Origin of the sequence: Burkholderia thailandensis E264, assembly GCF_000012365.1 — a bacterium.
Lineage (GTDB): Bacteria > Pseudomonadota > Gammaproteobacteria > Burkholderiales > Burkholderiaceae > Burkholderia > Burkholderia thailandensis.
In genome coordinates this window covers 2,602,633-2,628,648 of the sequence record NC_007651.1, presented here as the reverse complement: position 1 = coordinate 2,628,648, position 26,016 = coordinate 2,602,633, and the positions used below count along the sequence as shown (strand labels likewise).

The 26,016-nt window shown below is 69.2% G+C and carries 23 protein-coding genes and 1 pseudogene; 19 read left to right on the top strand and 5 right to left on the bottom strand.

Annotated elements, in window-relative coordinates; genetic code table 11:
• Positions 1–125: 125 nt before the first annotated feature.
• The 6 genes and pseudogenes from BTH_RS35310 (at position 126) to BTH_RS24080 (ending at position 6,307) form a co-directional block, all read left to right on the top strand.
• On the top strand, positions 126–347 hold the full coding sequence (locus BTH_RS35310; protein WP_154660006.1) for a hypothetical protein: 222 nt from the start codon (positions 126–128) through the stop codon (positions 345–347).
• 241 nt (positions 348–588) lie between these two features.
• Positions 589–1,287 (top strand): hypothetical protein, encoded by a 699-nt coding sequence (locus tag BTH_RS24100; protein ID WP_009891023.1) that lies wholly within the window; start codon positions 589–591, stop codon positions 1,285–1,287.
• Between the two features lie 140 nt (positions 1,288–1,427).
• Entirely contained in the window at positions 1,428–2,870 is a 1,443-nt protein-coding gene (locus tag BTH_RS24095; RefSeq protein ID WP_009891021.1) for an NAD(P)/FAD-dependent oxidoreductase, read from the top strand.
• Between the two features lie 85 nt (positions 2,871–2,955).
• On the top strand, positions 2,956–4,290 hold the full coding sequence (locus BTH_RS24090; protein ID WP_009891019.1) for a cation:proton antiporter: 1,335 nt from the start codon (positions 2,956–2,958) through the stop codon (positions 4,288–4,290).
• Positions 4,291–4,296: 6 nt separating this feature from the next.
• On the top strand, positions 4,297–5,277 hold the full coding sequence (locus BTH_RS24085; protein ID WP_009891018.1) for a Rieske 2Fe-2S domain-containing protein: 981 nt from the start codon (positions 4,297–4,299) through the stop codon (positions 5,275–5,277).
• A pseudogene (locus BTH_RS24080) lies at positions 5,277–6,307 on the top strand (oxygenase). The gene BTH_RS24085 and the pseudogene BTH_RS24080 overlap by 1 nt, the downstream one beginning before the upstream one ends.
• A gap of 124 nt (positions 6,308–6,431) precedes the next feature.
• On the opposite strand, the gene BTH_RS24075 reads toward BTH_RS24080, so the two are convergent.
• The 4 genes from BTH_RS24075 to BTH_RS24055 form a co-directional block, all read right to left on the bottom strand.
• A complete protein-coding gene (locus BTH_RS24075; protein WP_009891016.1) occupies positions 6,432–8,135 on the bottom strand; it encodes a dihydroxyacetone kinase family protein in 1,704 nt (567 codons plus the stop codon).
• Between the two features lie 346 nt (positions 8,136–8,481).
• The gene (locus BTH_RS24065) at positions 8,482–9,222 is read right to left on the bottom strand and encodes an ABC transporter permease (protein ID WP_009891013.1); all 741 of its coding nucleotides are present in this window, start codon (positions 9,220–9,222) and stop codon (positions 8,482–8,484) included.
• A complete protein-coding gene (locus tag BTH_RS24060; RefSeq protein WP_011402328.1) occupies positions 9,219–10,205 on the bottom strand; it encodes an ABC transporter ATP-binding protein in 987 nt (328 codons plus the stop codon). Before BTH_RS24060 ends, BTH_RS24065 begins: the two co-directional genes overlap by 4 nt.
• 19 nt (positions 10,206–10,224) lie before the next feature.
• Positions 10,225–11,283 carry an FAD:protein FMN transferase gene (locus BTH_RS24055; RefSeq protein WP_009891009.1) on the bottom strand — a complete coding sequence of 353 codons (1,059 nt, stop codon included), beginning with the start codon at positions 11,281–11,283 and terminating at the stop codon, positions 10,225–10,227.
• Positions 11,284–11,918: 635 nt separating this feature from the next.
• On the opposite strand from BTH_RS24055, the gene nosZ reads away from it, so the two are divergent.
• From nosZ to BTH_RS23995, 12 genes are all read left to right on the top strand, one after another.
• A complete protein-coding gene (gene nosZ, locus BTH_RS24050; protein ID WP_080511513.1) occupies positions 11,919–13,898 on the top strand; it encodes a TAT-dependent nitrous-oxide reductase in 1,980 nt (659 codons plus the stop codon).
• Positions 13,899–14,057: 159 nt separating this feature from the next.
• The gene (locus BTH_RS24045) at positions 14,058–15,308 is read left to right on the top strand and encodes a nitrous oxide reductase family maturation protein NosD (RefSeq protein WP_009891006.1); all 1,251 of its coding nucleotides are present in this window, start codon (positions 14,058–14,060) and stop codon (positions 15,306–15,308) included.
• Positions 15,305–16,219 carry an ABC transporter ATP-binding protein gene (locus BTH_RS24040; RefSeq protein WP_009891004.1) on the top strand — a complete coding sequence of 305 codons (915 nt, stop codon included), beginning with the start codon at positions 15,305–15,307 and terminating at the stop codon, positions 16,217–16,219. The genes BTH_RS24045 and BTH_RS24040 overlap by 4 nt, the downstream gene beginning before the upstream one ends.
• The gene (locus tag BTH_RS24035) at positions 16,216–17,052 is read left to right on the top strand and encodes an ABC transporter permease (RefSeq protein WP_009891002.1); all 837 of its coding nucleotides are present in this window, start codon (positions 16,216–16,218) and stop codon (positions 17,050–17,052) included. Before BTH_RS24040 ends, BTH_RS24035 begins: the two co-directional genes overlap by 4 nt.
• Entirely contained in the window at positions 17,049–17,579 is a 531-nt protein-coding gene (locus tag BTH_RS24030) for a nitrous oxide reductase accessory protein NosL (RefSeq protein WP_009891000.1), read from the top strand. The genes BTH_RS24035 and BTH_RS24030 overlap by 4 nt, the downstream gene beginning before the upstream one ends.
• Positions 17,580–17,589: 10 nt before the next feature.
• Positions 17,590–17,859, top strand: a complete 270-nt coding sequence (locus BTH_RS24025; protein ID WP_009890999.1) for a hypothetical protein — start codon at positions 17,590–17,592, stop codon at positions 17,857–17,859.
• 2 nt (positions 17,860–17,861) lie between these two features.
• Positions 17,862–18,266, top strand: coding sequence for a hypothetical protein (locus tag BTH_RS24020; RefSeq protein ID WP_009890997.1), 405 nt, complete (start codon positions 17,862–17,864; stop codon positions 18,264–18,266).
• A gap of 22 nt (positions 18,267–18,288) precedes the next feature.
• Positions 18,289–18,783, top strand: a complete 495-nt coding sequence (locus BTH_RS24015; RefSeq protein WP_009890995.1) for a c-type cytochrome — start codon at positions 18,289–18,291, stop codon at positions 18,781–18,783.
• Positions 18,784–18,861: 78 nt separating this feature from the next.
• Positions 18,862–20,994, top strand: a complete 2,133-nt coding sequence (locus BTH_RS24010; protein WP_009890993.1) for a 4Fe-4S binding protein — start codon at positions 18,862–18,864, stop codon at positions 20,992–20,994.
• Positions 20,995–21,178: 184 nt separating this feature from the next.
• Entirely contained in the window at positions 21,179–23,608 is a 2,430-nt protein-coding gene (locus BTH_RS24005; protein ID WP_009890992.1) for a DUF3772 domain-containing protein, read from the top strand.
• Positions 23,609–23,731: 123 nt separating this feature from the next.
• The gene (locus BTH_RS34640) at positions 23,732–24,025 is read left to right on the top strand and encodes a hypothetical protein (protein ID WP_009890990.1); all 294 of its coding nucleotides are present in this window, start codon (positions 23,732–23,734) and stop codon (positions 24,023–24,025) included.
• 204 nt (positions 24,026–24,229) lie between these two features.
• On the top strand, positions 24,230–24,457 hold the full coding sequence (locus BTH_RS23995; protein WP_009890985.1) for a hypothetical protein: 228 nt from the start codon (positions 24,230–24,232) through the stop codon (positions 24,455–24,457).
• A 399-nt stretch (positions 24,458–24,856) separates the two neighbouring features.
• Here BTH_RS23995 and BTH_RS23990 read toward each other — a convergent pair whose 3' ends face one another.
• Positions 24,857–25,297: a hypothetical protein gene (locus BTH_RS23990; protein ID WP_019255245.1), complete on the bottom strand. Its 441-nt coding sequence runs from the start codon at positions 25,295–25,297 to the stop codon at positions 24,857–24,859.
• 424 nt (positions 25,298–25,721) lie between these two features.
• Here BTH_RS23990 and BTH_RS23980 point away from each other — a divergent pair, with 424 nt between their 5' ends.
• Positions 25,722–26,012: a YciI-like protein gene (locus tag BTH_RS23980; RefSeq protein WP_009890982.1), complete on the top strand. Its 291-nt coding sequence runs from the start codon at positions 25,722–25,724 to the stop codon at positions 26,010–26,012.
• The last annotated feature ends 4 nt before the right edge of the window (positions 26,013–26,016 follow it).

The window sequence follows — 26,016 nt, the reverse complement described above, 5'->3', positions numbered from 1 at the left end:
CTTCGCGGTCGGAGCCCGCCGGTACGCGAACCTCCGCGCCGACGTGATCGCCGCGAGCACGGCGCAGTACAGGTTCAGCGCGTTGTGGCGCATGACGCTGCGCAGGAACAGCACGAGCATCACGGATGCCGAACGGGCCGCTCGCCTGCCTGGTGCCGAACGCGACGGCGCCGAACCCGGTGGAGCCGGTGGAGCCGGTGGAGCCGGTGGAGCCGGCGAGCCGCATCGCTTTCGCCCGCTCGCGCGGCCGACGCGCGCTCCAGCGTTACCTGGCCGAGAAGTTCGCCGAGCAAAATTCTCAATCCGACCGTTTACCGCAATCACGCCAAATTGCATTATTACCGTAAAAATCAATCCTTCAAATCATCAAACACCATTTATCAAATTCAATTACCAATCGGTTTTTAATTTTTATAAAAATCCGGGTCTCCATCATTCAATTCGCCTTTAAAATTCCATCTCCCGTTTCATTGACATATCCGGATTTGCACCTAGACTCCGTCGTGAGGCAGGACAATCCGCCCGGCTTTCAATGCTTCGCCAAGGCCCAAAACCACAATACGGCCCGTCACCACAGGAGTTTTCGCCATGAGGGAAATTATTGAAACAATTCATGAAAAAAAGGCCGCTCTCCTCGATCACCCGGTCTTTCCGCAGCTCGAAGCGGTCACGCTTGCCCAAATCAAGGAAATGATGCGCGTCTGGTCGCCGCTTCTGATTCACCTGGCCATGACGTTTCGCGACATCAACCGCATGTATTACCACTACGAGAAGCCGGAAGACGAGTTGCAGAACGCGATCAACGATCACGTCGACGTCGACAGCGAGCATTGGCACATGATGGTGACGGACATCAAGACGCTCGGCGTGAACAATCGCGCGTTCGATTGCGAAAGTGCGATCAACGTGATCTGGGACGATCTCGGCGGCCCCGTGCGCAAGTACATGTACTCGCTCGTGTCGCGCGCGCGCCGCTGCGGAAACTGCCCGCTGCTGAAGATGGCGTCGATGGAGGCCGGCGAGGCCACGTCGAAAGTCTTTTTCACGACGTCGCGCAAGCTCGCGGCGGCCTACGAAGCGGATACGGGCAACACGCTTCGCTATTTGGGCGCCGAGCACATCGACAGCGAACTCGATCATTCGATCAACGAATCGGTTTTCTTCGACGCGCCGCTGTCCGCCGACAAGCGTGCGGAGGCGCAATCGATCGTCGACGATCATTTCCGCAGCTTCATTGCCTTCCTCGATTACAAGTACGAGGTCAACAAAATGGCGCTCGCCAACTGACGAGCCCCCGGGGCACCGCCCGGGGCATGATCCGCGAGGCCGGCGTCCGGCCGATTCGGCATGCGACCCGAATCGAATGGCCGGTCCGAAGTGTGCGCGCGTTCGCGATCATGACGTCCCCCCATACAAGGAGAAACAACATGCGTCTGCCTAATCGCACACGGGTCCTCGTCATCGGCGGCGGGCCGGCCGGCGCGACCAGCGCGGCATTTCTCGCCCGTGAAGGCGTCGAGGTCACGCTCGTCGACAAGGAGGTGTTTCCCCGCTATCACATCGGCGAATCGCTGCTGCCGTCGTGTCTCGAAATCCTCACGTTGATGGGCGCGCGCGACACGTTCGACCGCCACGGCTTTCAGCGCAAGCCCGGCGCGTACTTCAACTGGAAGGGCGAGACCTGGAAGCTCGATTTCGGCGAGCTCGGCGGCACCTATCATTACAGCTATCAGGTGCGCCGCGAGGAATTCGATCAGTTGCTGCTGCAGCATGCGCGCGCGGTCGGCGCGCGGGTGCACGAAGGCGTCGGCGTGCGCGAGATCCTGTTCGACGACGGCCGCCCGTGCGCCGCGCTGTGCGTTGCGCAGGATTCCGTCGAGACGGCCACCGTCGAGTTCGACTACCTCGTCGACGCGTCCGGGCGCAACGGACTGATGTCGACCCGCTATCTGGACAACCGCAAATTCCACGAGATCTTCCGCAACGTCGCCGCGTGGGGCTACTGGGAAGGCTTGAGCTGGCCCGACGATTGCGCGCCGGGCTCGATTCTCGTCAGCTCGATTCCGGACGGCTGGTGGTGGGCGATCCCGCTCGCCGATCGCCCGACGAGCGTCGGCGTCGTCATGCACCGCGACGCGTTCGTCGCGGCCAAGCGCGCGGGCTCGCTCGAGCAGGTGTACGAGCAGGCGCTCGCGCTGAGCCCGGTGATGACGAAGCTCACGCAACGCGCACGCCTCGTCACGCCGCTGAAGACCGAACAGGATTATTCGTACAGCTGCGATTCGTTCGCGGCCGACGGCTACTTCCTGTCCGGCGACGCCGCGTGCTTTCTCGATCCGCTGCTGTCCACGGGCGTGCATCTCGCGATGTACAGCGGCATGCTCGCCGCCGCGTCGCTCGCCAGCATCCTGCGCGGCGAGGTGTCCGAGCGGGAAGCCGCCGCGTACTATCGCGACAGCTACCGGCAGGCCTATCTGCGCTTCCTCGTGTTCGTGCAGACGTTCTACGAGGCGCACGGCAAGCTCGGCTACTACAGCAAGGCCGACGAGCTGAGCCACTACATGATCGAGACGGGCGACATCCGGCGCGCGTTCCTGAACCTCGTCTCGGGCCTCGAGGACATTGCCGACGCCGAGCAGGCCACGTCGCACCTGATGGGCGAAATGTCCCGCCGCATCGACCAGAACCTCGCGCTTCGCAAGGACAAGCGCGTGCTCGCGTCGGCGATCGGCAGCGCGGAAGTCGAGGACAACGCGCGATTCTTCGATGCGATCGAGGGCCTGCCCTGCCTGTCGGCGAACATGGCGCTCGACGGGCTCTACGTCTCGACCCAGCCTCGACTGGGCCTGCAGCGGGTCGCCGCGATGTAGCCGCCGCGCGCAGGCCGGTCGCCGCGGCCGAGCCGCCGGCATCGCCGGCGGGCACGCGCGCATCGAACGCGAGGAGCGAACGAAGATGACTGACTGGATACTGCAGCTGTGCGTCGTGGTCATCGTCGCATTCGCGCTCGGCGCGCTCGCGCAACGGTTCGGGCCGGGCCGGGTCGTCGGCGAACTGCTCGCCGGGCTGCTGCTTGGCCCGTCGGCGTTCGGCACGCTCACCGTGGCCGGGCACGGCGCGCTGATCGGCGAGGACACGGCCGCGCTCCTGTCGAGGCTCGGCGAGCTCGGGCTCGTGTTCCTGATGTTTCAGACGGGCATGCACATTACCTGGCGGATTCCGCAAAAGCGCTCGGCCGGGTTCGTCGCGACCGTCATCGCGGGATTCGGCATGGCGCTGCCGTTCGCGGCGGGCTGCGCGATCGCCGTCGCGTCATCCGGATCGTTCCGGCCGCAGGCGTCGCATCTCGCCTATGTGCTGTTCTGCGGCATCGCGCTGTCCGTGTCGGCGTTGCCCGTCATGATGCGCATCGTCGCGGATGCGCGCATCGCCGAGCGCCCGTCGGCGACGCTGTCGATTCTCTCGGCGACGTTGACCGACTCGCTCGGCTGGCTGATGCTCGCGGCCGTCGGCGCGATCGCGACCTCGGGTCTGTCGCCCGCATCGACGGTGCGCGCGATGTGCGCGCTCGCCGCGTTCGTCGTCGTGTCGATCACGCTCGTGCGCAAGATCGTCCTCGGGCTGCTCGATCGGACCCGCCGGGCCGGCAGCGGCTCCGCCACGTTGATCTGCGCGCTCTGCTACGTGCTGCTGTCGTCGTGGGCCGCGTCGCGGCTCGGTTTTCACGGCGCGTTCGGCGCGCTCGTCGCGGCCGCCAACCTGGCGGGCCGAGACGATCTGCGGCGGTTGTGGGACGCGCGCTTCGCGGGACTGGCCGACCTCGTCCTGATTCCGCTCTTTTTCGTGAGCATGGGCTTTCAGGCGTCGTTTTCGGCGCTCGACACGGGCGCGGCCTGGGGATGGCTCGCCGCCTTCCTGATCGGCGGCGTGGCGGCGAAATTCGCCGGCTGCTACGCGGGCGCGCGACTGTGCGGCATCGACCGCGCGGAAGCGACGCTCATCGGCGTGCTGATGAACTGCCGCGGCACGGTCGAGCTGATGGTGCTCGCGATCGGCCTCCAGTTGCGGATCATCCCCGCTTCGCTGTACACGGTTCTGCTGATCGCGACGCTTGCGATGACATGGTTGAGCGCGATGTCGACCCACCGGCTCGCGAAGCAGAGCCCGCTACGCTCGCCGCAGGCGGGTGCGTGCGATTCGCCGGCGGAATTTCGCGCGCCGCAGGCGCATGCGGCCGGCGGCGACGCCCGTCTGCCGGGATTGCCGGAGGTATCGCGCCCGTCGCGATAAATGCCCATGGATACCGTCGTTCCGCTTCTTTCCGACTCCGCCGCGCGCTGGCTGCCGCTCGCGCTGTCCGAGCAGGTGAGCGGCAAGGCCCCGCTCGCCGTCATGTGCATGGGGCAGCCGATCGTGCTGTTTCGCGATGCGGCCGGCGCCGCCCGCGCGATGGAGGACCGGTGCGCGCATCGGCGCGCGCCGCTGTCGCTCGGCCGCGTGACGCCCGAGGGCCGGCTGCAGTGCGGCTATCACGGCTGGACCTATGACGGCGCGAGCGGCGCGTGCGTCGCGATCCCCAATCTGTCGCACGACGAGCGGGTGCCGGCGCACTACGCGGCGCGCGCGTACGAGACGTTCGAGCGCGACGGCTACGTATGGGGACGCGCGGCGCTCGGCGTCGACACGCGTGAGCTGGCCGCGGCGTTCGCGCGCGCGTCGCGCTGCGCGCAGCGCTTCGCCGGCTGCGCGACGGTGACCGTCGCCTACGACGAATATGTCGCCGCGCTCGCCGACGGCCCGCACTTGCTGATGCGCATCGCGGGCCTGCGCATCACGGACTACGTGATCGCCGATCCCGAGCCGCGCGGCGGACGCATCGACATGGAGCGCGGCGTCACGTGGGCGGCGCGCCGGCACGATCACCGTTTCGGCGCGCATTATCCGTGGACGCTTCGGCTCGCGCCGCCGCAGGACGGCGCGCCCGCATCGGTCGAAATCGACACGCGCGACGGCGCGCCGATGCTGTGGGCGTCCGTGGCCATGACGCCCGCGGCGCGCGGCACGACGAACGTCCTGTGGCGCGGCGGCGTCTCGGCCGATACCGGCGGCCCCGGCGCCACGTTGTTTCGCCTGTGGGCGCGGCTGCGCCGCCCGCCGTTCGCGATGCTCGAACACGTCGACGGACGCGCGCTGTCGAAACTCGACGCGTCGTGCTCGCGCGACGCGCGCGTCATTCCGGTCGGGTCCGACCGATTGCCGTGCGAGAGGAGCAGATGATGGCGACCGTTGACGAAGAAGACATCGGCGCGACGAGCAGCCGCGACGAAGGCGACTGGGTGCCCAACCGGTTTTGCTTGCGCAACGCGTGGTTTCCGCTCGCCCATACGTTCGAAGTCGGCGAGCGCGCCTCGCGTTGGCAGATTTACTCGCAGCCGTGCTACCTGTGGCGCGCCCGCGGACGCGTTCATGCGTCGCGGCGGCATCCCGAGCTGCCCGCCGCGGGCCCCGCCGCCGGCTTGCCGGCCGATGCCGCCGGAAGCTATCCGGTGGTCGAGCGATTCGGTTACGTATGGATCTGGTATGGCGATCCGGAAGACGCGAGCGACGCGCTCGTGCCCGACGTGCCGTTCCTGCCTCGCGAAGGCGGGCTGCCCGTGCGCATGCAGGGCAACATGCGGCTCGATTGCTGCACGCCACTGTTCCTCGAGAACCTGCTCGACCTGACGCACGCGGACTACCTGCATGCGAATCTGCTCGGCGACGAACGATCCGACCAGGACCGCGTCGAGGTGCGCTTCGCGTCCGAGACGGTGACGATGATCCGGCGCTGCACGCACAAATCGATCGCGCCGATCATGCGCTGGTTCGGCGGCCTGCGCGCGACGTATCAGGACGTTCACGTGGCGATTCACGTGCACGTGCGCAGCTCGGTCGCGATCGCGTACGGACGCTACACGCCGGACATCGATCTGCCGATATTCCATCCCTGCGTGCCGGAATCGCGCGACCGGTGCCGGCTCAGCTTCGCACTGAACATGACGCGCGCGCCCTGGCTGCTGCGCGCGTTGATGCCGCTCACGCCGTACATCGTGCTGCCGCAGGACAATCGCATGGTCGGCCCGCAAAGCACGCGCTATCGGGACGCCGGCGAGCGCCGCGATCTGCATTCGCGCCTCGACCGCGCGGGCCTGGCTATCGGCTACTGCTGCAGCAGCTCGCCAATCGGCAGCGCGACGGCGATTTCTCGTACGCCGCCGATGCGCTCCCGGGGCAAGATGCGCGCGGCATCCTCGGCATGCCGGACTAGCGCCCGTTCACGCCGATGACGCGCCGCCGAAAGAGCCGTGCGCCGGTCGGCGACGATGCGACCGCGCAATGTGTTTTGAGCTTGCCGAACGGCGCTCGCCCGCCGGAAAGCACGCGACTCGCCGCTACGCGACGTGCGGCTGCAACGCGCGCATCCAGCACGCCACGGCCACCGCGCCGCCGTCGGGCGAGCCCACGGCGCGCTCGCCCAGATAGCTCGCGCGCCCCGCGCGCGGCGTCATGCCCGCGGTTTTCGCCGCGCCTGCCTCCGCGGCGCGCACCGCCGCCGCCCACGCATCGCTCGCGCTCCCGCCCGCCGACAGCGCGTGCTCGAACGCATCGACGGCGGGCACCAAGGCGTCGAGCATCGTGCGGTCTCCGGGCTTCGCGCCGCCCAGATCGCCGATCGCGTCGACACCGCTCCGGAACGCGCTCGCCCAGTCGCGCGCGGTCGGCGCCGATGCATCGGCGAGCCGGCGGCCCGCGCGCACCAGCGCCGTTGCGTAAAACGGCCCGGAGCTGCCCGCGATCGCCCGGCGCAGCGCCATGCCCAGCGCGGCGAGCAGGTTCGCCGGCCCTCGATACGCATCGGCGGGCAGCGCGAGCATCGCGTTCGCCGCGCGGCGCATGCTCGCGCCCAGATCGCCGTCGCCGGCGACGGAATCGAGCTCGGTCAACACGGGCTCGCTGTCGATCAGCGCGGCGGCAACCGCATGCAGCGCGGGCCGCAGTCCGTCGGAACCCGCCGCGCCGGCCGTCGCCCATTCCGGCTGTCCGTCTCCTGCGCCGGTCCCGGCGGCGGCCACGCGAATGTCCCGGTTCACCGCGCCGCCGCCCGGCCACGCTCGCGCTTGCGTCGGCGCGTCGAGCAGTTCGAGCATGCGATCGTTCAGCTTGAGCAGCGAAATCGAGCAGCCGGGCATGTCGAGCGCGGACAGGAACGTGCCCGCCCACGCGCGCGCCACCTCGACGCCACGCCGGCTCAGGCTGTCGTACGCCGCGCGCAGCACGATGCCGAGCTCCATGTCCGGCGTCGCGCCGAGCCCGTTCACCAGAAGCGCGACCCGATCGCCGCGCGCGATCGCCTGATCGTCGACGATCGTCGCCACGAGCGTTTCCGACAGCGCGTCGGCCGGCATCGGCGCCGTGCGCTGCACGCCCTTTTCGCCGTGAATGCCCAATCCGAGCTCGATCTCGTGATCGGCGAGGCGGAAGCCCGATTGCCCGGCGCCCGGAATCGTGCAGCCGTCGAGTGCGACGCCCATCGTGCCGAGATTCGCCGCCGCCTCGCTCGCGACGGCGGCCACCTCCCGCAGCGCGAGGCCGCGCTCGGCGGCCGCGCCGGCGAGCTTGTGCACGAGCACGGTGCCGGCGATGCCGCGGCGGCGCCCGCGCTCGGTGAGTTCGCGCAGCGACACGTCGTCCGCGACGACGACGATCTCGACCGGAATGCCCTGCGCGCGCGCGAGCTCGGCCGCGAGCCCGAAATTGAGGCGATCGCCCGTGTAGTTCTTCACGATGAGGAGCGCGCCGTTCTGGCCCGCGGTCGCGCGAATCGCGGCGAGCACCGCATCGGCGGGCGGCGACGTGAAGACCTCGCCGCACACGGCCGCGCTCAGCATCCCCGCGCCGACGTAGCCGCCGTGCGCCGGCTCGTGGCCGCTGCCGCCGCCGGAGATGATCGCGACCGCACGCCGCGCCGGCTCCGGCAAGGGGCGCCGGATCAGCACGTGTTCGTCGCCGAGCATCGCGACATGCGGCGACTGCCGCGCGATGCCCTCCAGCATTTCGCGCACGACGTCGGACGGGTGGTTGACGAGCTTCTTCATGGCGGCGGTTTCCTGACAGTGAGTGAGGGCTGCGGCTCGTCACGACATCGGGCGCATGCGATTCAACGCGTGCGGAGCATCCGCTTCGTGCGTGAGCCTCGCCTCTTCCTTGCCGACCGGCGGGACGGCGTGCCGCCGTGCATTGTGCCATCGGGACCGGTTCACGGTGCGCTCGGCATCCCGTGCCAAGCCGGTCGCGGTGCCGGGCAACGCGCATCGAAGGCCGGTCGCCGCCGACGGCCGCAACGGCGGCCACGACCGGCCGGCCGCACCGCGAATCCGCGCCCGGCGGCTGCGGCGGCTGCGCGAGCGAGCCCTCACCCGGCTTCGCGCCCCGCCTCGCGCGCTACGCGTCCCGCCGCCCGACCCCGCGCACGACGAGCGCGCCCGCGACGACGAGGCACGCCGCAAGCGCCGCGATCGAGCGCGACGGCGCGATCGCGAACTGCATGCTCAGCACGCCGCGCATCAGGTCGACGCCGTAGGCGGCAGGATCGAGCGCGGCCGCCGCGCGCACCCAGTCCGGCGCCAGATCGAGCGGATACAGCCCGCCCGACAGGAAGAACATCGGCAGCAGCAACGTGTTCGACACGACCGGAAACACGATCACCGACCGGAACGGCAGCGCGAGCGCGAGCCCCAGCGCGGAAAACACGAGCGCGGCGAACGCCATCGCCGCGACGAGCAGCGCGAGGCGCGGCGCGGTCACGCCGATTCCGATCGTCGGCGAGAACGGCAGCAGCAGCAGCGCCTGCAGCCACGCGATCAGCGCGCCCGAGCCGATCTTGCCGAGCGCGATGTCGACGCGGCGCACGGGCGACACGAGCAGCGCGTTCAGAAGGCCGGTCTGCCGGTCGTGCACGATGCCGATCGCGGCCGAGATCGCGGTGAACATCAGCGACAGCCCGATCACGCCCGGGAAGATGTAGGCCTGATAGCCGCCGATTTCCGCGTACGTGCCGCTTCGCAGCGCCGCGCCGAGCACGAACAGGTACAGCAGCGGCTGCGTGAGCCCGAACAGGATTCGCAGCGGCGACGCCCAGAAGCGCTTCAGGTCGAACCAGACGATCGCGGCGACGGCGTTCATGCCGGCTTCCCGACGAGCGGCGGCGCGGCGCAGCCGCCCCGGCGCGCGGCGATCCAGTGGCCGACGACGTCCTTCAGCCCCGGCGCGGCGATATCCGCGCCGAGCACGCGGCACGGCATCTGCCGCAGCAGCGCCGGCAGCACCGCCTGCGGATCGGCGCCCGCGACCGAGATGCCCTGCGCGTCGACTTCGGCCGGATAGCCGTGCTCGGCGAGCCAGCGGCGCGCCGCGTCGATGTCCGGCACGCGCAGCCGGATCACGCCGGGCACGGGCGCGCGCATCGCGCGCCACGAGCCGAGCGCGACGAGTTCGCCCCGATCCAGCACGACGACGCGATCGGCGTCGCACGCCTCGTCCGTGTGATGCGTCGAGCACAGCACCGTGCGGCCGCCGGCGACGAGCCGCTTGATCTCGGTCCAGAACGCATCGCGCGCGGCGACGTCGAGGCCGAGCGTCGGCTCGTCGAGCAGCAGCACGCGCGGCTTCGCGACGAGCGCGCGGGCGAGCTCGAGCCGCCTGCGCTCGCCGCCCGACAGCCGGCGCACCAGCGTCGCCGCTTGCGCGCCGAGGCCGAGCGCATCGAGCAGCTCGTCCACGCGCGCGCGCGCGGCGCGCCCCGCCAGCCCCTGGCAATGCGCGATGAACCACAGGTTCTCGCGCGCGGTGAGCCGCGCCTCGAGCGCCGACTCCTGAAACACGACGCCGATGCGCTCGCGCACGCGCGCGGGCTGCGCGAGCGCATCGAAGCCGTCGACGAAAATCCGTCCGCCGCTCGGCGCGACGAGCGTCGCGACGAGCGACAGCAGCGACGTCTTGCCCGCGCCGTTCAGCCCGACCATCGCAACCAGCTCGCCGTACCCGATCGAGACGCGCACGCGCTGCAGGATCGCGCGGCCGCCGCGATGGAGGCTCACGTCCTGCACGTCGATGCACGGTCCGTGCGGTCCGTGCGGTCCATGTAGTCCATGTGGTCCGTTCGTCATCGCGGCGGCGCTCCGTCGTTCAATCGAGCCGCGCGGCGCGCAGCGCCGGATCGGCGAAGCGCACGCGCGCGGCCATCGCGTCGGTCGCCCACACGCGCCCTTGCGCATCGACGATCAGCACCGCTTCGACGCCGAGCCCGCGCGTGAGCGGCATCGCCGCGGGCCCCGCGATGAACGGCGGCTTGCTCGCGCCGTCGGACAGCGCGCCCGCGTGCGGGCCGGGCGCGACGAGCACCGTCGCGGCCTCGCTTCGCGCGGCGGGAAAGCCGCTGCGCGGATCGAGGATGTGGCAGTAGCGCACGCCGTCCGCCTGGAAGAAGCGCTCGTAATCGCCGCTCGTGCCGATCGCCTCGCCGTCGCGCAGCTCGAGCGTCGCGAGCGTGCCGGGCTTGCGCGGGTCCTGCACGCCGACGCGCCACGCCGCGCCGCCCTTGCTGCCGAGCGCGAGCAGATTGCCGCCGACGTCGATCAGCGCATTGCCGATCCCCTGCTTCCTGAGGATCGCGGCCGCATCGTCGAGCGCCCAGCCCTTCGCGAAGCCGCCAAGATCGACCGCGACCGCGCGGTTCGCGCTCGTCACGACGCCGTCGGCCGAAATCGCGAGATCGGCGATGCGCGCGCCGCGCGCGACCTCGCGCCGCACCGCGTCGCGCGACGGCGGCGCGACGCGAAACTGATCGGACTGGAAGCCCCAGAGGCGAATGAGCCGCCCGATGCCGGGCTCGAAGAGCCCCTGCGTGTCGAGCGACAGCCTGCGCGCCGCGCGCAGGATCTCGGCCGTCGCGGGCGATGCGCGAAACGGCTCGCCCGCGGCGATGCTTCGGTTAAGGCGCGTGATCTCCGACGGCCGCCATGCGTGCAGATCGCGCTGCATCGCCTGGAAGTGCGCGAACACCGCGTTCGTCGCCTGCTGCGCGCGATCGAGCGGCACGCCGTAGATCGCGAGCTGCACGCGCGTGCCGAACACGTACGTGCCCTGCACGTATACCTGCGGGGCCCTCAGCGCGAGCCCGAGCGTCAATGCGATGACGGCGGCGAGCGCGAGCGACGATCCGACGAGTTTCTTGAAACCGGACAAGGATTGAATTTCCGAAAACGATTGGCGTCATGCACATCGCTGCCCGGACGACATCCGGACACCGAACGATTATCGTTTTTTCGGATCGGTCGGCTGCGTGATCTCGATCAAGCAAAAGCGGCAAATGCGCCGGGCGACGGACGCCGCCCCGCTCGCGCGACGCGCGCGAGTCGCCGAAATCGCCGCAGTCGCCGAATGCGGCCTCCGATGCGCCTCACGCAAGCGGCGTTGCCGAGCGCGCGAAAAGTGTCCCCCAGGCATCCGGCCCGGCGTTTCGGCGGATGCCGTCCGGCGTCGCCCGCCCGAATTGTTTGACGCCGTTCAACCTTGCCCCCAACGATCGCGCGCGCCGTGCGCCGTTACGCTCTTTTTCTTGAGGCCGATCATTTCTCGCGAATAGGCGGAACACGACACTAGCTGCGGAGATCTTTCCGTCAAATCACAAGGGAATCACGAAAACAAAAATTCCGATCGCCTTACTCGCAGTGTTCATTTGCAGTCATGTTTGGCCCGCCACGGGGGAACGTCTATCGAGCGACAGATTGTCGCGATGCGGCGCAAATCGTCACCGGTCAGCCTGGATTACCGGTATCGAAAGCGGAAACGGGTCTTGGCCCGGCGTTGAAAACGAATCAATGAGTGAGAATGTGATGGCTAATTCGAAGGAAAACACTGAAGCGGCGGCAGCGCCGCAGGACGCGCGGCGGCGCAAGTTCCTCGCGTCGTCGGCGGTTGCGGGGCTCGCGGGCGCGAGCCTGTCGCTCGGCCTCGCGGGCTGCAACAAGGGCGGCGACGCATCCACCGCGGCGGCGGGCGGCGCGAGCGCGGCGAGCGGCGCGAACCCCGCCCCCGCGATCGACTTCAGCAAATACGAAGTGCATCCGGGCAAGCTCGATACGTACTACGCGTTCTCAAGCGGCGGCCACTCGGGCGACCTGCGCGTGCACGGCCTGCCGTCCGGACGCGAGATCCGGCGCATTCCCGTCTACAACATCGATTGCATGTCCGGCTGGGGCATCACGAACGAATCGCGCAAGATCATCGGCACGAAGGCCAACGGCCAGCTCGAGTACTTCACGGGCGACACGCATCACGTGCACATGTCCTATACGGACGGCACGTACGACGGCAAGTACATCTTCGTCAACGACAAGATCAACGCGCGCATCGCGCGCGTGCGCCTCGACACGATGGAATGCGACGCAATCACGCCGTTGCCGAACGTGCAGGGCTTTCACGGCATCTTCCCGGACAAGCGCGACCCGCTCGACGACAAGATCAACTACACGACGCGCGTGTTCTGCGGCAACGAGTTCCACATTCCGCACCCGAACGACGGCCGCGACCTGAACGATCCGAAGAAGTACTACTGCCTGTTCACGTGCGTCGACGCGAAGACGATGCAGCCGCGCTGGCAGGTGAAGATCGACGGCAACATGGACCTCGTCGCGACGTCGTACGACGGCAAGCTCGCGTGCTCGAACCAGTACAACACCGAGAACGGCGTCCATTACGAGGAGATGATGGCCGCCGAGCGCGACGCGTGCGTGTTCTTCCACGTCGCGCGCATCGAGGAGGCGGTGAAGAACGGCAGGTTCTTCAAGATCGGCAATTCGCCCGTGCCCGTCGTCGACGGCACGCGCGCGGCGAACGCCGACCCGAAGACGGCCCTCACCTGCTACGTGCCCGTGCCGAAGAATCCGCACGGCGTGAACGCATCGCCCGACGGCAAGTATTACGCGTGCTCGGGCAAGCTGTCGCCCACCGCGACGCTGATCTCGCACGAGCTGATGCTCAAGTGGTTCGCGGGCGAGCTGAAGGAGCCGCGCGACGCCGTCGTCGCGGAGCCGGAGATCGGCCTCGGGCCGCTGCACACGGGCTTCGACGGCAAGGGCTACGCGTACACGACGCTCTTTCTCGACAGCCAGATCGTCAAGTGGAGCGTCGACGAGGCGATCAAGGCATACAAGGGCGACAAGGCGGCGAAGGTCGTCGTCGACCGGATCGACGTGCACTATCAACCGGGCCACGGCTTCACGTCGATGGGCGAGACGAAGGAGCCGGACGGCCAGTTCTTCATCTCGGACAACAAATTCTCGAAGGACCGCTACCTGCCCGTCGGGCCGCTGCATCCGGACAGCGCGCAACTGATCGACATCAGCGGCGAGAAGATGCAGCTCGTCGCCGATCACCCGACGTATCCGGAGCCGCACGACTCGATCGTCGTGCGCCGCGACATCATCAAGACGCGGCAGATCTACACCCTCGACGAGTTCCCGCTCGCGGTGAAGAACGCGAAGGACAGCCGCGTCGAGCGGCACGGCAGGAAGGTCACCGTCTATCTGACGTCGCAGGCGCCGACCTTCGGGCTGCGCGAATGGACCGTGAAGAAAGGCGACGAGGTCACGATCATCCTGACCAATCTCGACAAGGTGGAGGACTTGACGCACGGCTTCGCGATTCCGTTCTACAACATCAACTTCGTCGTGCATCCGCAGCAGACTCAATCGGTGACGTTCATCGCAGACAAGCCCGGCGTGTTCTGGTGCTTCTGCACGAACTTCTGCCACGCGCTGCACCTCGAGATGCGCTCGCGGATGCTGGTCGAGGCGTAGCGCGCGGCAACGCGCGCCGCACGCGCCGCTCGCCGATGCCGGGCAGCCATGCCGGCATGCCCGTGACCGCGCACGGCGGCGCGCGTTTCGACACGCGCGAGACCAGCACGACTCGGCCGGACCCGACGACTACACGAACCCACGCCCCCACGACAAACGATGCCGACACCCCACGCTCTCGCGACGCTCGCCGCGGCGCCGCTGCTGATGCACGCCGCATTCGCGGCGACGCTCGCCGTGCATCCGGGCGAGCGCATCGGCGCGGCCATCGCCGCCGCGCAGCCGGGCGACACGGTGCTCGTGCAGCGCGGCCGCTACGAGGAGAACCTGAGAATCGACAAGCGCCTCGCGCTGCGCGGCGTCGGCCGCCCGACGATCGACGGCGGCCTCGCGGGCGACGTGATCCGCGTCGCCGCGCCGGACGTGACGATCAGCGGCTTTTCGATCGTCGACAGCGGCGCGAGCCTCACCGCGCAGAACGCGGGCGTCTACGTGCAGCCCGGCTCCGATCGCGCGCGGATCGATCACTGCGAGCTCGTCTACAACCTGTTCGGCCTGTGGATCGAGGGCTCGGCCGACGTGCGCGTCACCGGCAACGTGATCGTCGGCAAGCGCGATTTCCTGTCGCCCAGGCGCGGCAACGGCATCCAGCTCTACAACACGACGGGCGCGCGCATCGCCGGCAACACGATCAGCTACGCGCGCGACGGCATCTACGTCGACGTGTCGCATCACGCGCGCTTCGAGCACAACACGATCCACGACGTGCGCTACGGCACGCACTACATGAACTCGTACTACAACGTCTGGGACGGCAACAACGTCTATCACAACCGCGGGGGCCTCGCGATCATGGAGGCGCGCAACCAGATCGTGCGCAACAACCGGGTATGGGGCAACACCGATCACGGCATCATGCTGCGCACGATCCAGGATTCGCTGATCGAGAACAACGTCGTCGCCGGCAACCAGCGCGGCCTGTTCATCTACGACGCCGAGTACAACACGATCCGCGGCAACCTCGTCGTCGACAACAAGGTCGGCGTGCATCTGTGGGGCGGCTCGATCCACAACGACGTGACGGGCAACGATTTCGCGGCCAACCGCGAGCAGATCCGCTACGTCGCCGCGAGCGACGTGGCGTGGCCCGGCAACTACTGGAGCAACTACCTCGGCTGGGACCGGCGCGGCCGCGGCGTCGGCGACGTGCCGTACAAGGCGAACGATCTCGTCGACCGGCTGACCTGGCGCGTGCCGTCGGTCAAGGTGCTAATGAACAGCCCGGCCGTGCAGGCGCTGCGCGTCGTCGCGCGGCAGTTTCCGCTGCTCGCGGTGCCGAGCGTCGTCGACGACGCGCCGCGCATGCGCGCCGCGCACGCCGACTGGCCAAAATGGGTGGGCAAGCAATGATCGAGCTGGCAGGCGTCATCAAGACGTTCGGCGCGGTGCGCGCGGTCGACGGCGTCGATCTCGCGATCGCGCCGGGCGAGCTGTTCGGCCTCATCGGCCGCAACGGCGCGGGCAAGAGCACGCTGTTCCAGCTGATGCTCGGCCTCGTCGCTGCGGACGCGGGCGACGTGCGGATCGCCGGCGTATCGGCCCGCGACCTGCGGTTTCGCGCGATCCGGCGCACGCTCGGCTATCTGCCGGAAAACGTCGTGCTCTACGACAACCTGACCGGCTTCGAGACGCTGCGCTTCTTCGCGCGCCTGAAAGGCGTCGACGCGGCCGCGTGCGCGCCGCTTCTCGCCGAGGTGGGCCTGGCCCACGCGGCCGCGCGCAAGGTCCGCGAGTATTCGAAAGGCATGCGGCAGCGGCTCGGCTTCGCGCAGGCGCTGCTCGGCGATCCGCGCCTGCTGTTCCTCGACGAGCCGACGAACGGGCTCGATCCCGCCGGCATCCGCGCGTTCTACCTCGCGCTGAACGAGCGCCGGCGCGCGGGCACGACGATCGTCATCACGTCGCACATCCTCGCCGAGATCCAGCAGCGCGTCGATCGCCTCGCGATCGTGCGCGCCGGCCGGCTGCAGGCGGTGGGCAGCGTCGACGCACTGCGCGGCGAGACGAACCTGCCGCTCACGATCGAGCTCGTGCTGCCCGACGGCGACACGCGCGAGATCGAAGCCGCGCTGCGCCGCGCGCCGTTCGGCGAGCCGACGGTGCGCGACCGGCGCATCGCGTTCGCGTGCCCGCGCGACGCGAAGATGGCGGCGCTCGCCGCGCTGTCGCCGCTCGCCGCGCGCATCGTCGACGTGCACATCCACGAGCCGTCGCTCGAAGACCTGTTCCTCGGCTATGCCGGATGCGAGGAGAACCCATGAACGCACCGACTCCTCGCTCGCCGTGGGCGCAAATCCGCGTGATCGCCGGCAAGGAATTCCACGACCGGCTCCGCAACCGCTGGGTGCTCGCGATCTCGCTCGTGTTCGCCGCGTTCACGCTCGCGATCTCGTATTTCGGCGCGGCCGCGCAAGGCGCCGTCGGCTTTCACGGGATCGAGCCGCTGATCGCGAGCCTCGTGAGCCTCGCGATCTACCTGCTGCCGCTCATCGCGCTGATTCTCGGCTTCGACGCGCTCGTCGGCGAGCGCGAGCGCGGCACGCTGAACCTGCTGCTGTCGTATCCGCTCACCCGCACCGAGCTGCTCGTCGGCAAGTACGTCGGCCTCGCGGCCGCGCTCACCTGCGCGACGCTCGCGGGCTTCGGCGCGGCGGGCGCGGTGATCGCCCCGCGCGTGAGCATCGCCGACTGGTATCAGTACGCGGGCTTCGTGCTGAGCGCGGTGCTGCTCGGCTGGGTGTTCCTGAGCCTCGCCGTGTGCGCGTCGGCGTTCTGCGCGAGCCGCGCGTCGGCGAGCGGCGTCGCCATCGCGCTGTGGTTCTTCTTCGTGCTCGTGTACGACCTGCTGCTGCTCGGCGCGCTCGTGCTCACGAGCGGTGCCGGGCTCGGCCCCGCGCTGCCGCTGTTGCTGCTGCTCAATCCCGCCGACGTGTTCCGCGTGCTGAACATCTTCGGCCCGGGCGATTTGCGCACGATGTACGGCGCGGTCAGCGCATTTCCCGCGGCCCTCGCGTCGCCCCTCTTGCTCGGCCCGGTGATGCTCGCGTGGATCGCGGCGCCGCTCGGCCTCGCCGCCTGGAGATTCAATCGATGAAACGCCGTTTCCCTCCCGCCGCCGTCCGCACGGGCTTCGCGGCGCTCGCCGCCGCCGTGCTCGTCGCCGCGTGCGGCTACGACTCGCGAACGCCGCCGCCGCCGCACGAGATCACCGACGCGACCGTCAGCGTGCTCGACGGCATGAGCCTGAAGGACTACCCGGGCCCGAAGGCGCAGATCGTCTATGCGGACGGCGAGCCGGACTTCTTCTGCGACACGCTCGGGCTCTTTTCCGTCTACCTGCGCCCCGAGCACGACCGCAAGGTCCGCGCGCTGTATGTGCAGGACATGGGCGCGACCGGCTGGCAGCACCCGGTCGGCCACTGGATCGACGCGAAGCGCGCGATCTACGTGATCGGCTCGAAGAAGCTGGGCGCGATGGGCCAGACGTTCGCGTCGTTCGCCGCCGAGGCGGACGCCGCGCGCTTCGCGAAGGCCGAGGGAGGCAAGCTGTATCGCTTCGACGAGATCACGCCGGACATGGCGACGACCGACGGCGGCGTCGTCAAGGACCAGACGATGTGAGGACCACGAAATGACCCACTTCTTTCGCAACCTGCCCAACGAAGCGGCCCAGCAGATCGACGCGCTGAGCCGTCTGCTCTACGACGTGCGCGAGGACCGCAAGCGCCTGCTCGCCCCATACGGCGCGACCGACGAAGCGGCGCTCCTCGCGAAGATCGCCACGGGCGAAATCGACGCGCACCCGGCCTACGAGCACTACCTCGGCGCGAAGACGCTCGCCGACACGCACGAGACGATTCGCGAACAACTGCGCGCGCTGCTGCTCGCGCAAGGAGCATGACGATGCTGCACATCGAACTGAAGGAGCGGATCGAAACCGATTTCGATGCCGCCTGCGTCGAATCGGTCACGCTGCGGCGCGACGCGCTCGACGTGCGCCTCGCGAACGGCGTCGAGCTGACACTGCGCATCGCGAACGCGCGCGAGTACGCGATGGACTGGCGCTGGGGCGAAGCCGCGATGCGCATCGACACCGCGCCGCACCACGCGCTGCCCGGCGCCGCGCGCCCGAACCACCTGCACACGCCGGACGGCCGCGTGCTCGCCGATCCCGTCACCGAATTCGGCGGCGAGCCGTGGCGCAACGTCCGCGTGCTGATCGAGCGGCTCGCCGAAGCGCCGCTGCTCGGCCACGAACTCCCTTGCGCGCGCGGATCGTCGCCCGGCGCGCAGGCAATCGCATCCTGACACCCCCCACGAGGAAATCACCATGAAGATACGAAACCTGTCGATCACCGCCGTCGGATTCGCGCTCGCGCTCGGCCTGTCGGCCTGCGGCCAGCGCGACGGCGGCGCGCCGCCCGCCGCCGCGTCGGCGTCGATCGCGCCCGCCGCGTCCGTCACGGTCGATGCGTCCGCGAACGCGAGCCCGTCGGCCGCATCCACGCCCGCCGCTTCGAGCGATGCGGCACCCGCGGCGCCCGTGACGACGGCCGCCGCGGACGCGCCGAACCCCGCCGGCGAGAAGGTATTCAAGAGCGTGTGCTTCATGTGCCACCAGACGGGCGCGGCCGGCGCGCCGATCGCCGGCAACAAGGACGACTGGGCGCCGCGCATCGCGCAAGGCAAGCCGACGCTGTACAAGCACGCGCTCGAGGGCTTCACCGGCAACAAGGGCACGATGCCGCCGCGCGGCGGCAATCCGAGCCTGAAGGACAACGAAGTCGAAGCCGCCGTCGACTTCATGGTCGCCAAGGTGCACTGATCGCACTGACGCGGGCGGACGCGGCGCGATCGACGTCGCGCGCGCGGCCGCCCGCGCGACTCCCTCCAAGTGACCCACATGAAAGCACTGCTCCGGATCCTTCTGCTCGCGTTTTTCGTCGTCGCGGCCCGCCCAGGCGTCGCGTCGATCTACGAGCAGGAGCTGCCGCCCGAACTCTTCAGCCAACCCGACCTGTGCAAGTGGACCGACTGCGCGTCCGTGTTGCCGGGCGCGAACGCATTCTCCGCGCGCAAGGGCAGCCCGCCCTATGTCGACGCGTACGCGGACGACGGCCACGCGCGCACGCTCAAGGGCTACGTGTTCCTGTCGACCGACATCGTCGACATCCAGGGCTATTCGGGCAAGCCGATCGTCACGCTGATCGGGATGGACACCAAAGGCACGATCACCGGCGTGCGCGTGCTCAAGCACAGCGAGCCGATCCTGCTCGTCGGGATTCCTGAGAGCAAGCTGCTTGCGTTCCTGCGCCAGTACGTCGGCAAGTTCGCGGGCGCGCGGTTCGAGATCGGCAGCGGCGACGCCGGCGCCACGAGCCTGGACGCGATCTCGGGCGCGACCGTCACCGTGATCGCCGAGAACCAGCTGATCTCGCGCTGCGCGGTCGCGATCGCGAACCAGGTCGGCATCGTCAAGGAAACCTTGCTGCCGCAGGCGAAGCTGCTGCCGTCCGACACGCACGAGACATGGCGCTCGCTCGTCGAGCGCGGCGCGATCGCGCACCTCGCGATCCGGCCGGCCGACGTCGGCGCGCCGGACACGGGCGCGCCCTACCTCGATCTCTACTACGGCTATCTGAATGCGCCCGCGATCGGCAAGAGCATTCTCGGCGACCACGAGTACGCGCAACTGATGAGCCGGCTGAAACCGGGCGAGCATGCGCTCTTCGTCGTCGCGAACGGCACCGAATCGTTCAAGGGCTCGGGCTTCGTGCGCGGCGGCATCTACGATCGCATCCAGGTGCGGCAAGGCATCAACGCGTTCACGTTCAAGGATTCCGACTATCTGAACCTGTACGCGCTGCAGGCCGCGGGCACGCCGCCGTTCAACGAGACGGGCATCTTCATCGTGCGCAGCGCGCGGTTCAGCGCCGCGTATCCGTGGAAGTTCGTGTTCCTCGGCCACCGCTCCGACCAGGAGACAGGCGCGAAGACGTTCTCCGCATTCGCGTCCCCGTACTGGCTGCCGGGCGAGTTCCTCGCGGGCGGCCGCCCGCACGTCGAGGAAGACGCGCCCGTGTGGCGCAAGGCGTGGACCGGCAAGCGGCTCGAGATCGGTCTCTTCGTCGGCTGGATCGCGGCCGTCATGCTGTTCTTCGCGACGCGCGATCGCTGGGTGCGCCGCGCGAAGCGCGCGGACAAGCGCTGGGTGTCGTGGCCGAAGACCGCGAGCTGGCTCATCGCGATCGGCTTCGCCGGCTGGCACGAGCTCGCGCAGCCGTCGATCACGCAGGTGCTCACGCTCGTCCATTCGCTCGCGAGCGGCTGGAACTGGGGGCTTTTCCTTTCCGATCCGTTCATCTTCGTGTTCTGGATCGCGATCGCCGTCACGGTGATCGTCTGGGGCCGGGGCGTCTTTTGCGGCTGGCTGTGCCCGTTCGGCTCGCTGTCCGAGCTGCTCTACAAGATCGCGCGCGCCACCGGCCTGAAGTCCCTGCAGCGCAAGCTGCCCGCGCGCTGGCACAACCGGCTGCGCAAGCTGAAGTACGTGGTGTTCGCGGTGCTGCTCGTCGTGTCGTTCTTCTCGATGCCGTGGGCCGAGAAGCTCGCCGAGATCGAGCCGTTCAAGACCACCTTCCTCGTCGGCGTGCTGCACCGCTCGTGGCCGTTCGTGCTGTTCTGGACCGCGATCGTCGGCGCGTCGATCTTCGTCGAGCGGCCGTTCTGCAAGTACCTGTGCCCGCTCGGCGCGAGCCTCGCGCTGCCCGGGCGCCTGCGGGTGATCAAGCTCAAGCGCAAGCCCGAATGCACGAGCTGCCATGCGTGCGCGGTCGGCTGCGGCTCGCAGGCGATCGACACGGCCGGCCGGATCGATCCGATGGAGTGCCTGCTCTGCCTCGACTGCATGGTCATGTACTACGACGAGCACAGTTGCCCGCCGCTGTCGAAGGAGCGCAAGCGCCGCGAAAAGGCCGGCCTGCCGCTCACGCCCGTCGGCAAGAACGGGCAATACATTCCGATCGATCGGGTCTGACGCGCATCGCCGCACGCCGGGCACCGCGCCCCGGCGCGCGGAGGCCCGACGCGCCGGGCTCAAATATTTCGTTTTCCTTTCATTTGTTTCGGATTGTCGTCGGCGATCCGCAAGCCGAAAAACCGTGGCAATCTACAGCGCAATCCGGTTGTCCGTTCGCGCAACCGCTCTGTAAGGTTTCCCGATGATCCGTCTTGCGACATTCGCGCGCCGCGTCGCGCTGATTGGCCTATTGCATCTCTTTTGTGCGGCGCTGCCCGCGGCGGCGGCCGACCTCGCGTCGGGCGCGGCCGTGCCGCCCGCGCCGACGATCTCGCGCGACGAAGCGCTCGCCGAGCTCAAGCGCGTGCAGGCCGCGCTCGACCGGATCAAGCAGCAGGCGTCGGCCGCGACGAGCTACAAGCAACTGGACGCGCTCGACGAATCGACGCAGGCGCTGACGGCCGACGTCGACAAGCTGACGGCCGCGCTCGTGCCCACGCGCGCGCAGCTTCAGGCGCAGCTCGACGTGCTCGGGCCGCCGCCCGCCCCGGGCGCCGCCCCCGAGACGGCCGCCGTCGCGCGGCAGCGCGCGGATCTGAACGCGCGCAGGACGCAGCTCGACGCCGCGCTGAAGCAGGCCGCCGACGAAAAAGAAAGCCTCGCGAACCTGACTCAGCAATACTCGAAGCTGCGTCGCAGCCTGCTGCGCGATCAGCTCGCGCTGCGCTCGAGCGGCATTCTCGGCGCGCAGTTCTGGGCGCCGCTCTTTCATCCGACGGACGACGACCGGCAGGAGCTCGGCGCGTTCAGCGCGCAGATCGGGCAAGTGCTCGCCGCGGCGTGGGAGCCGGGCCGCCGGCTCGGCACCGCGCTGCTGCTCGCCGCCGCGCTCGCCGTGTGGACGCTCGGCAGGCGGCTCGCCGAGCGCGCGCTCGCGTGGTTCAGCCTGACCAGGCTGCCGGAGACGCGCGTGCGGCGCAGCGCGCTCGCGACGTCGATCGCGGCGTCGAGCGTCTTGACGACGGGCATCGCGGTGCAGTTCGTCTACCTCGCGCTCACACGCGACTACGCGCTGTCGAGCGCGCTGCAGGATTTCGCCGACGAACTGGCCAAGCTCGCGCTGACCTGCGCACTGATCGCGGGCCTCGGCCGCGCGCTGCTGTGCACGCGCCATCCGAGCTGGCGGCTGCCCGCGCTCGCCGACGAAGTCGCGCTCGCGATGCGGCCGTTCCCGGCGATACTCGCGGCGCTGCTGCTCGTCGCGGGCGCGCTCGAGGAGTTGAACCGGACGGCCGACACGAGCCTGCAGGTCACGCTGTTCGGGCGCGGGATCGTGTCGCTCGTCGTCGTCGTGACGATCGGCGCGTCGCTGCTGCGCGCGAACCGCGCACGCACCGCGCTCGCCGCCGCGGGCGAGCCGCCCGAGGCGCGTTCGACGCTCGCCGGGCTGATTCACGCGGGCGTCACGCTGACCGTCGTCGCGGCGCTCGTCGCGCTCCTCGTCGGCTATATCTCGGTCGCCCGCTTCCTGACCTACGAGCTCGTCTGGTTCGAGATCGTGCTCGGCAGCGCGTATCTGCTGACGCGCCTCACGCGCGACGCGTACGCGAGCGCGTTCTCCGCGAACCTGTCGAGCGGCAAGCTGATCAAGCATCTGTTCGGGCTGAACGACGGCCATCTCGATCAGGCAAGAACGGTTCTGAGCGGAATCAGCACGAGCGTGCTGCTGCTCGTGGCCGTCGTCGCGCTGCTCACGGGCGGCTTCGGCACGACGCCGAACGACCTGCTCGTGAGCGTGATCTCGATGTTCGGCGGCGACAAGCTGCAGCGCCTGAACATCGTGCCCGGCCGCATCCTGAACGCGGCGCTCGCGCTCGCGATCGGCATCTACCTGCTGCGCTCGGTGCGCCGCTGGCTCGACAACGAGCTGCTGCCCGCGATCGGCATGGATCAAGGCATGCGCGCGTCGCTCATCACGCTGTACAGCAATCTCGGCTACGTCGCGATCGTGCTGCTCGCGCTATCGCTGCTCGGCGTCAAATGGGACAACCTCGCGTGGATCGTGAGCGCGCTGTCGGTGGGCATCGGCTTCGGTCTGCAGGAGATCGTGAAGAACTTCGTGTCCGGGCTGATCCTGCTCACCGAGCGGCCGGTGAAGGTCGGCGACATGATCAGCATCTCGGGCGTCGAAGGCGACATCCGGCGGATCAACGTGCGCGCGACCGAGATCCAGCTCTCCGACCGCTCGACGGTGATCGTGCCGAACTCGCAGTTGATCTCGCAGAACCTGCGCAACGTGACGATGGGCAACAGCACGCAAGGCGTCGCGACGCTGACGCTCACGTTTCCGCTCAACACCGATCCCGAGCAGGTGCGCGACCTGCTGCTCGACGCGTACCGGGAGCACGCGTCGATCCTCGAGAAGCCCGCGCCGTCCGTCACGTTCAGTCAGTTGACGCCGGACGGGATCACGCTCAGCGTGACGGGCTACGTCGGCAGCCCGCGGATCGCGGCGGCGACGAAGAGCGACCTGCTGTTCGAGATCCTCAAGCGGCTGCGCGCAGCGGGCATTGCGCTGTCGAATCCGCAGACGCTGATGGTGCAGAACCTGCCGCCGCCCCCGAGCGACTGACGCGGCCGCACCGCACCGTTTCGCCGGCGACGCGGGCATGCGCGCCAGCCGTCATATATCGTTGCAATCCTTTACACGCAGCGGTCCGCCGGCTTTCTATGATTCGGGATACGAACCGGCTTCATGGGGCTGACGGAAATGAAAAAACTGATCGTTTTGCCGCTCCTGGCGAGCGCGATGCTCGCGGGCTGCGCGGTGTATCCGACGCAGCCCGCCGTCGGCGTGGACGTCGGCATCGGCTGGCACGGCGACCGCTATTGGGACGGCCACCGCTACTGGGAACGCGACGAATGGCGGCGCGCGCATCCGCAGCCATACGATCGGCGCGACGACGACCGGCGCGATTATCGCGGTGATTATCGCGGCGGCGATCGCGGTGACTATCGCGGGCGCGGCGACGACAATCGCCAATACTGACGGGCGTCGGCGTCGCGGGCCGATCCGCAGCGCGCGGGCCGCCCGAACCGCACGCTGCCCGCCGCTCGCTTCTGCTCGTTCGCGCGACGCGCCGGCATCGGACGCGTCGCGATTGTCAAAGATCATTCAGCGCACGCGGACGGAAAGGCGCGCAGCCCGCGGTCGCGCTAGCTCGGGCACATCATCGGACCGGAGTCCATTCTCGTGAAGCTTTCGATTCTCGTCGCGGCCGCCTGCGCCGCATTCGCACTGACCTCGGCCGCCTACGCGCAAACCTATCAATTCGGCGAAGGCCAGGCGAACCTGTCGGGCGGCGCGCAAGCCGCGCCGGCGAGCCATGCCCGGGAAACGACGCGTCATCGCAAGCACCGCGCGCATCATGCGCGGCGCGCGCATGCGGTGCGCGCCCCGCGCACGTATGCACATCACTGACGTCGCGTGACGCGCGCGCGGCGAGTGGCAGCCGGAAGGCTTGCGACTTGCGGGCGCGTCTTCGTCGCGCCGTCGCGCGCTCCCAATCCGCCCTGTCCGAATTTCTTCGCGCCACGCCGAGCGCCGCGCGCGATCGCGGCGCCCTCGTGCGCGCCACCGCCATCTTCCCCCGAGCGGCCCGCCTGCCTCCAATCGACGCGCTCGCGCCCATCCCGCCTCGCCTGCCGCCACGGCCTGCGCCGGCAAAACGCGTCGACTCCGATCGAAGCGGACCGCTCCGGCTCACATCCAGGTCGCGCCTCTCGCCATGCGCCGCTTCGGGTTCGACGACTCAATCGCATGAAGTCGTTCGACGCGGCGACCGGCGCTGCGGGCGAACACCGCGCGCGAACGGCCGGTTCACTGCGTCTGCGACGCGGCGCTCGCCGCGACCGCGCCGCTGATCCGGTCGATCAGCGACTTCGCCGCGCCCGCGGCGAGCGCCGCGTCGACGTGCGAGGTCTGCCATGCGCCGTCGCTGTCCTCGGTGAACGTGAGCGTCGCGCGCAGCGTCGCATCGCCGTCGCTCGGCTGTCCGTTGCGCCATGCGATCGCGACGTTGCACGAATACGCGCGCTCGGCCACCTTCGCGCAATCGCCGATGGGCGTCACCGACGCCACGTCGGCCGCCACGGGCAGCGGTTGGCCCAGCATCGTGTTGAACGGCCCGCGATTCTCGGCGTCGAGCGCGCGGCGCACCGCGGCGTCGATGTCGCGCGCGCCGGGGCCGGCATGGAACCAGCCGCAGGCGGCAAGCATCGCGGACGACATTCCCAGCAGCAACAGTGTTCGGAGCTTCATCGATTCGTGTGGTTTCGTGTGCTTTCGCATTATCCGGCGCGTCGTTGCAACGCAAGCGCGCCGTCCGAGTGTCGAAGGCGGCACGCGGCGCGACGGCCGCATGCATTCGCGCGGTGAGCGGCGCACGCCGCCCGTTCCGCCCGCGCCATCGAGCAAGCGTTTCTCGCGCCAGTCTGACGCGTGCGCGGGCCGCGATCCGTATCGATTTGTAACGGCGCGTTCGTCGCGGCGCGCGGCGAACGCCGCGCCGGGAGCGCCGAAGCGCCCGGCACGAGGCAAGCGCCGGCGGCGCGGCGCCCGCGCACGCGACCGTTTGTTACACGATACGGCGCGCGCGACGCGAGGCCTATACTAACCGCTGCCCGTCAACCGGCCGCCGGTTCGCTGCCGCGGACCGGCGCGCCCATCGCATGAGGAGCGTTTCATGTATTACCTGCTGACCTACGAACTCGTCGACGACTACCTCGAGCGGCGCGGCGCCTACCGCGCCGATCATCTCGCGCTCGCGAAGGCGGCGACCGCACGCGGCGAGCTGCTGCTCGCGGGCGCGCTCGCCGCCCCGGCCGACGAAGCGGTGCTCGTGTTCGACGCGCCGTCGCCCGCCGTCGCCGAAGCGTTCGCGCAAGCCGATCCCTACGTCGCGAACGGCCTCGTGAAGCGCTGGCGGGTTCGGCCGTGGACGGTCGTCATCGGCAAGCTCGCGACGCCCGCCTGAGCGC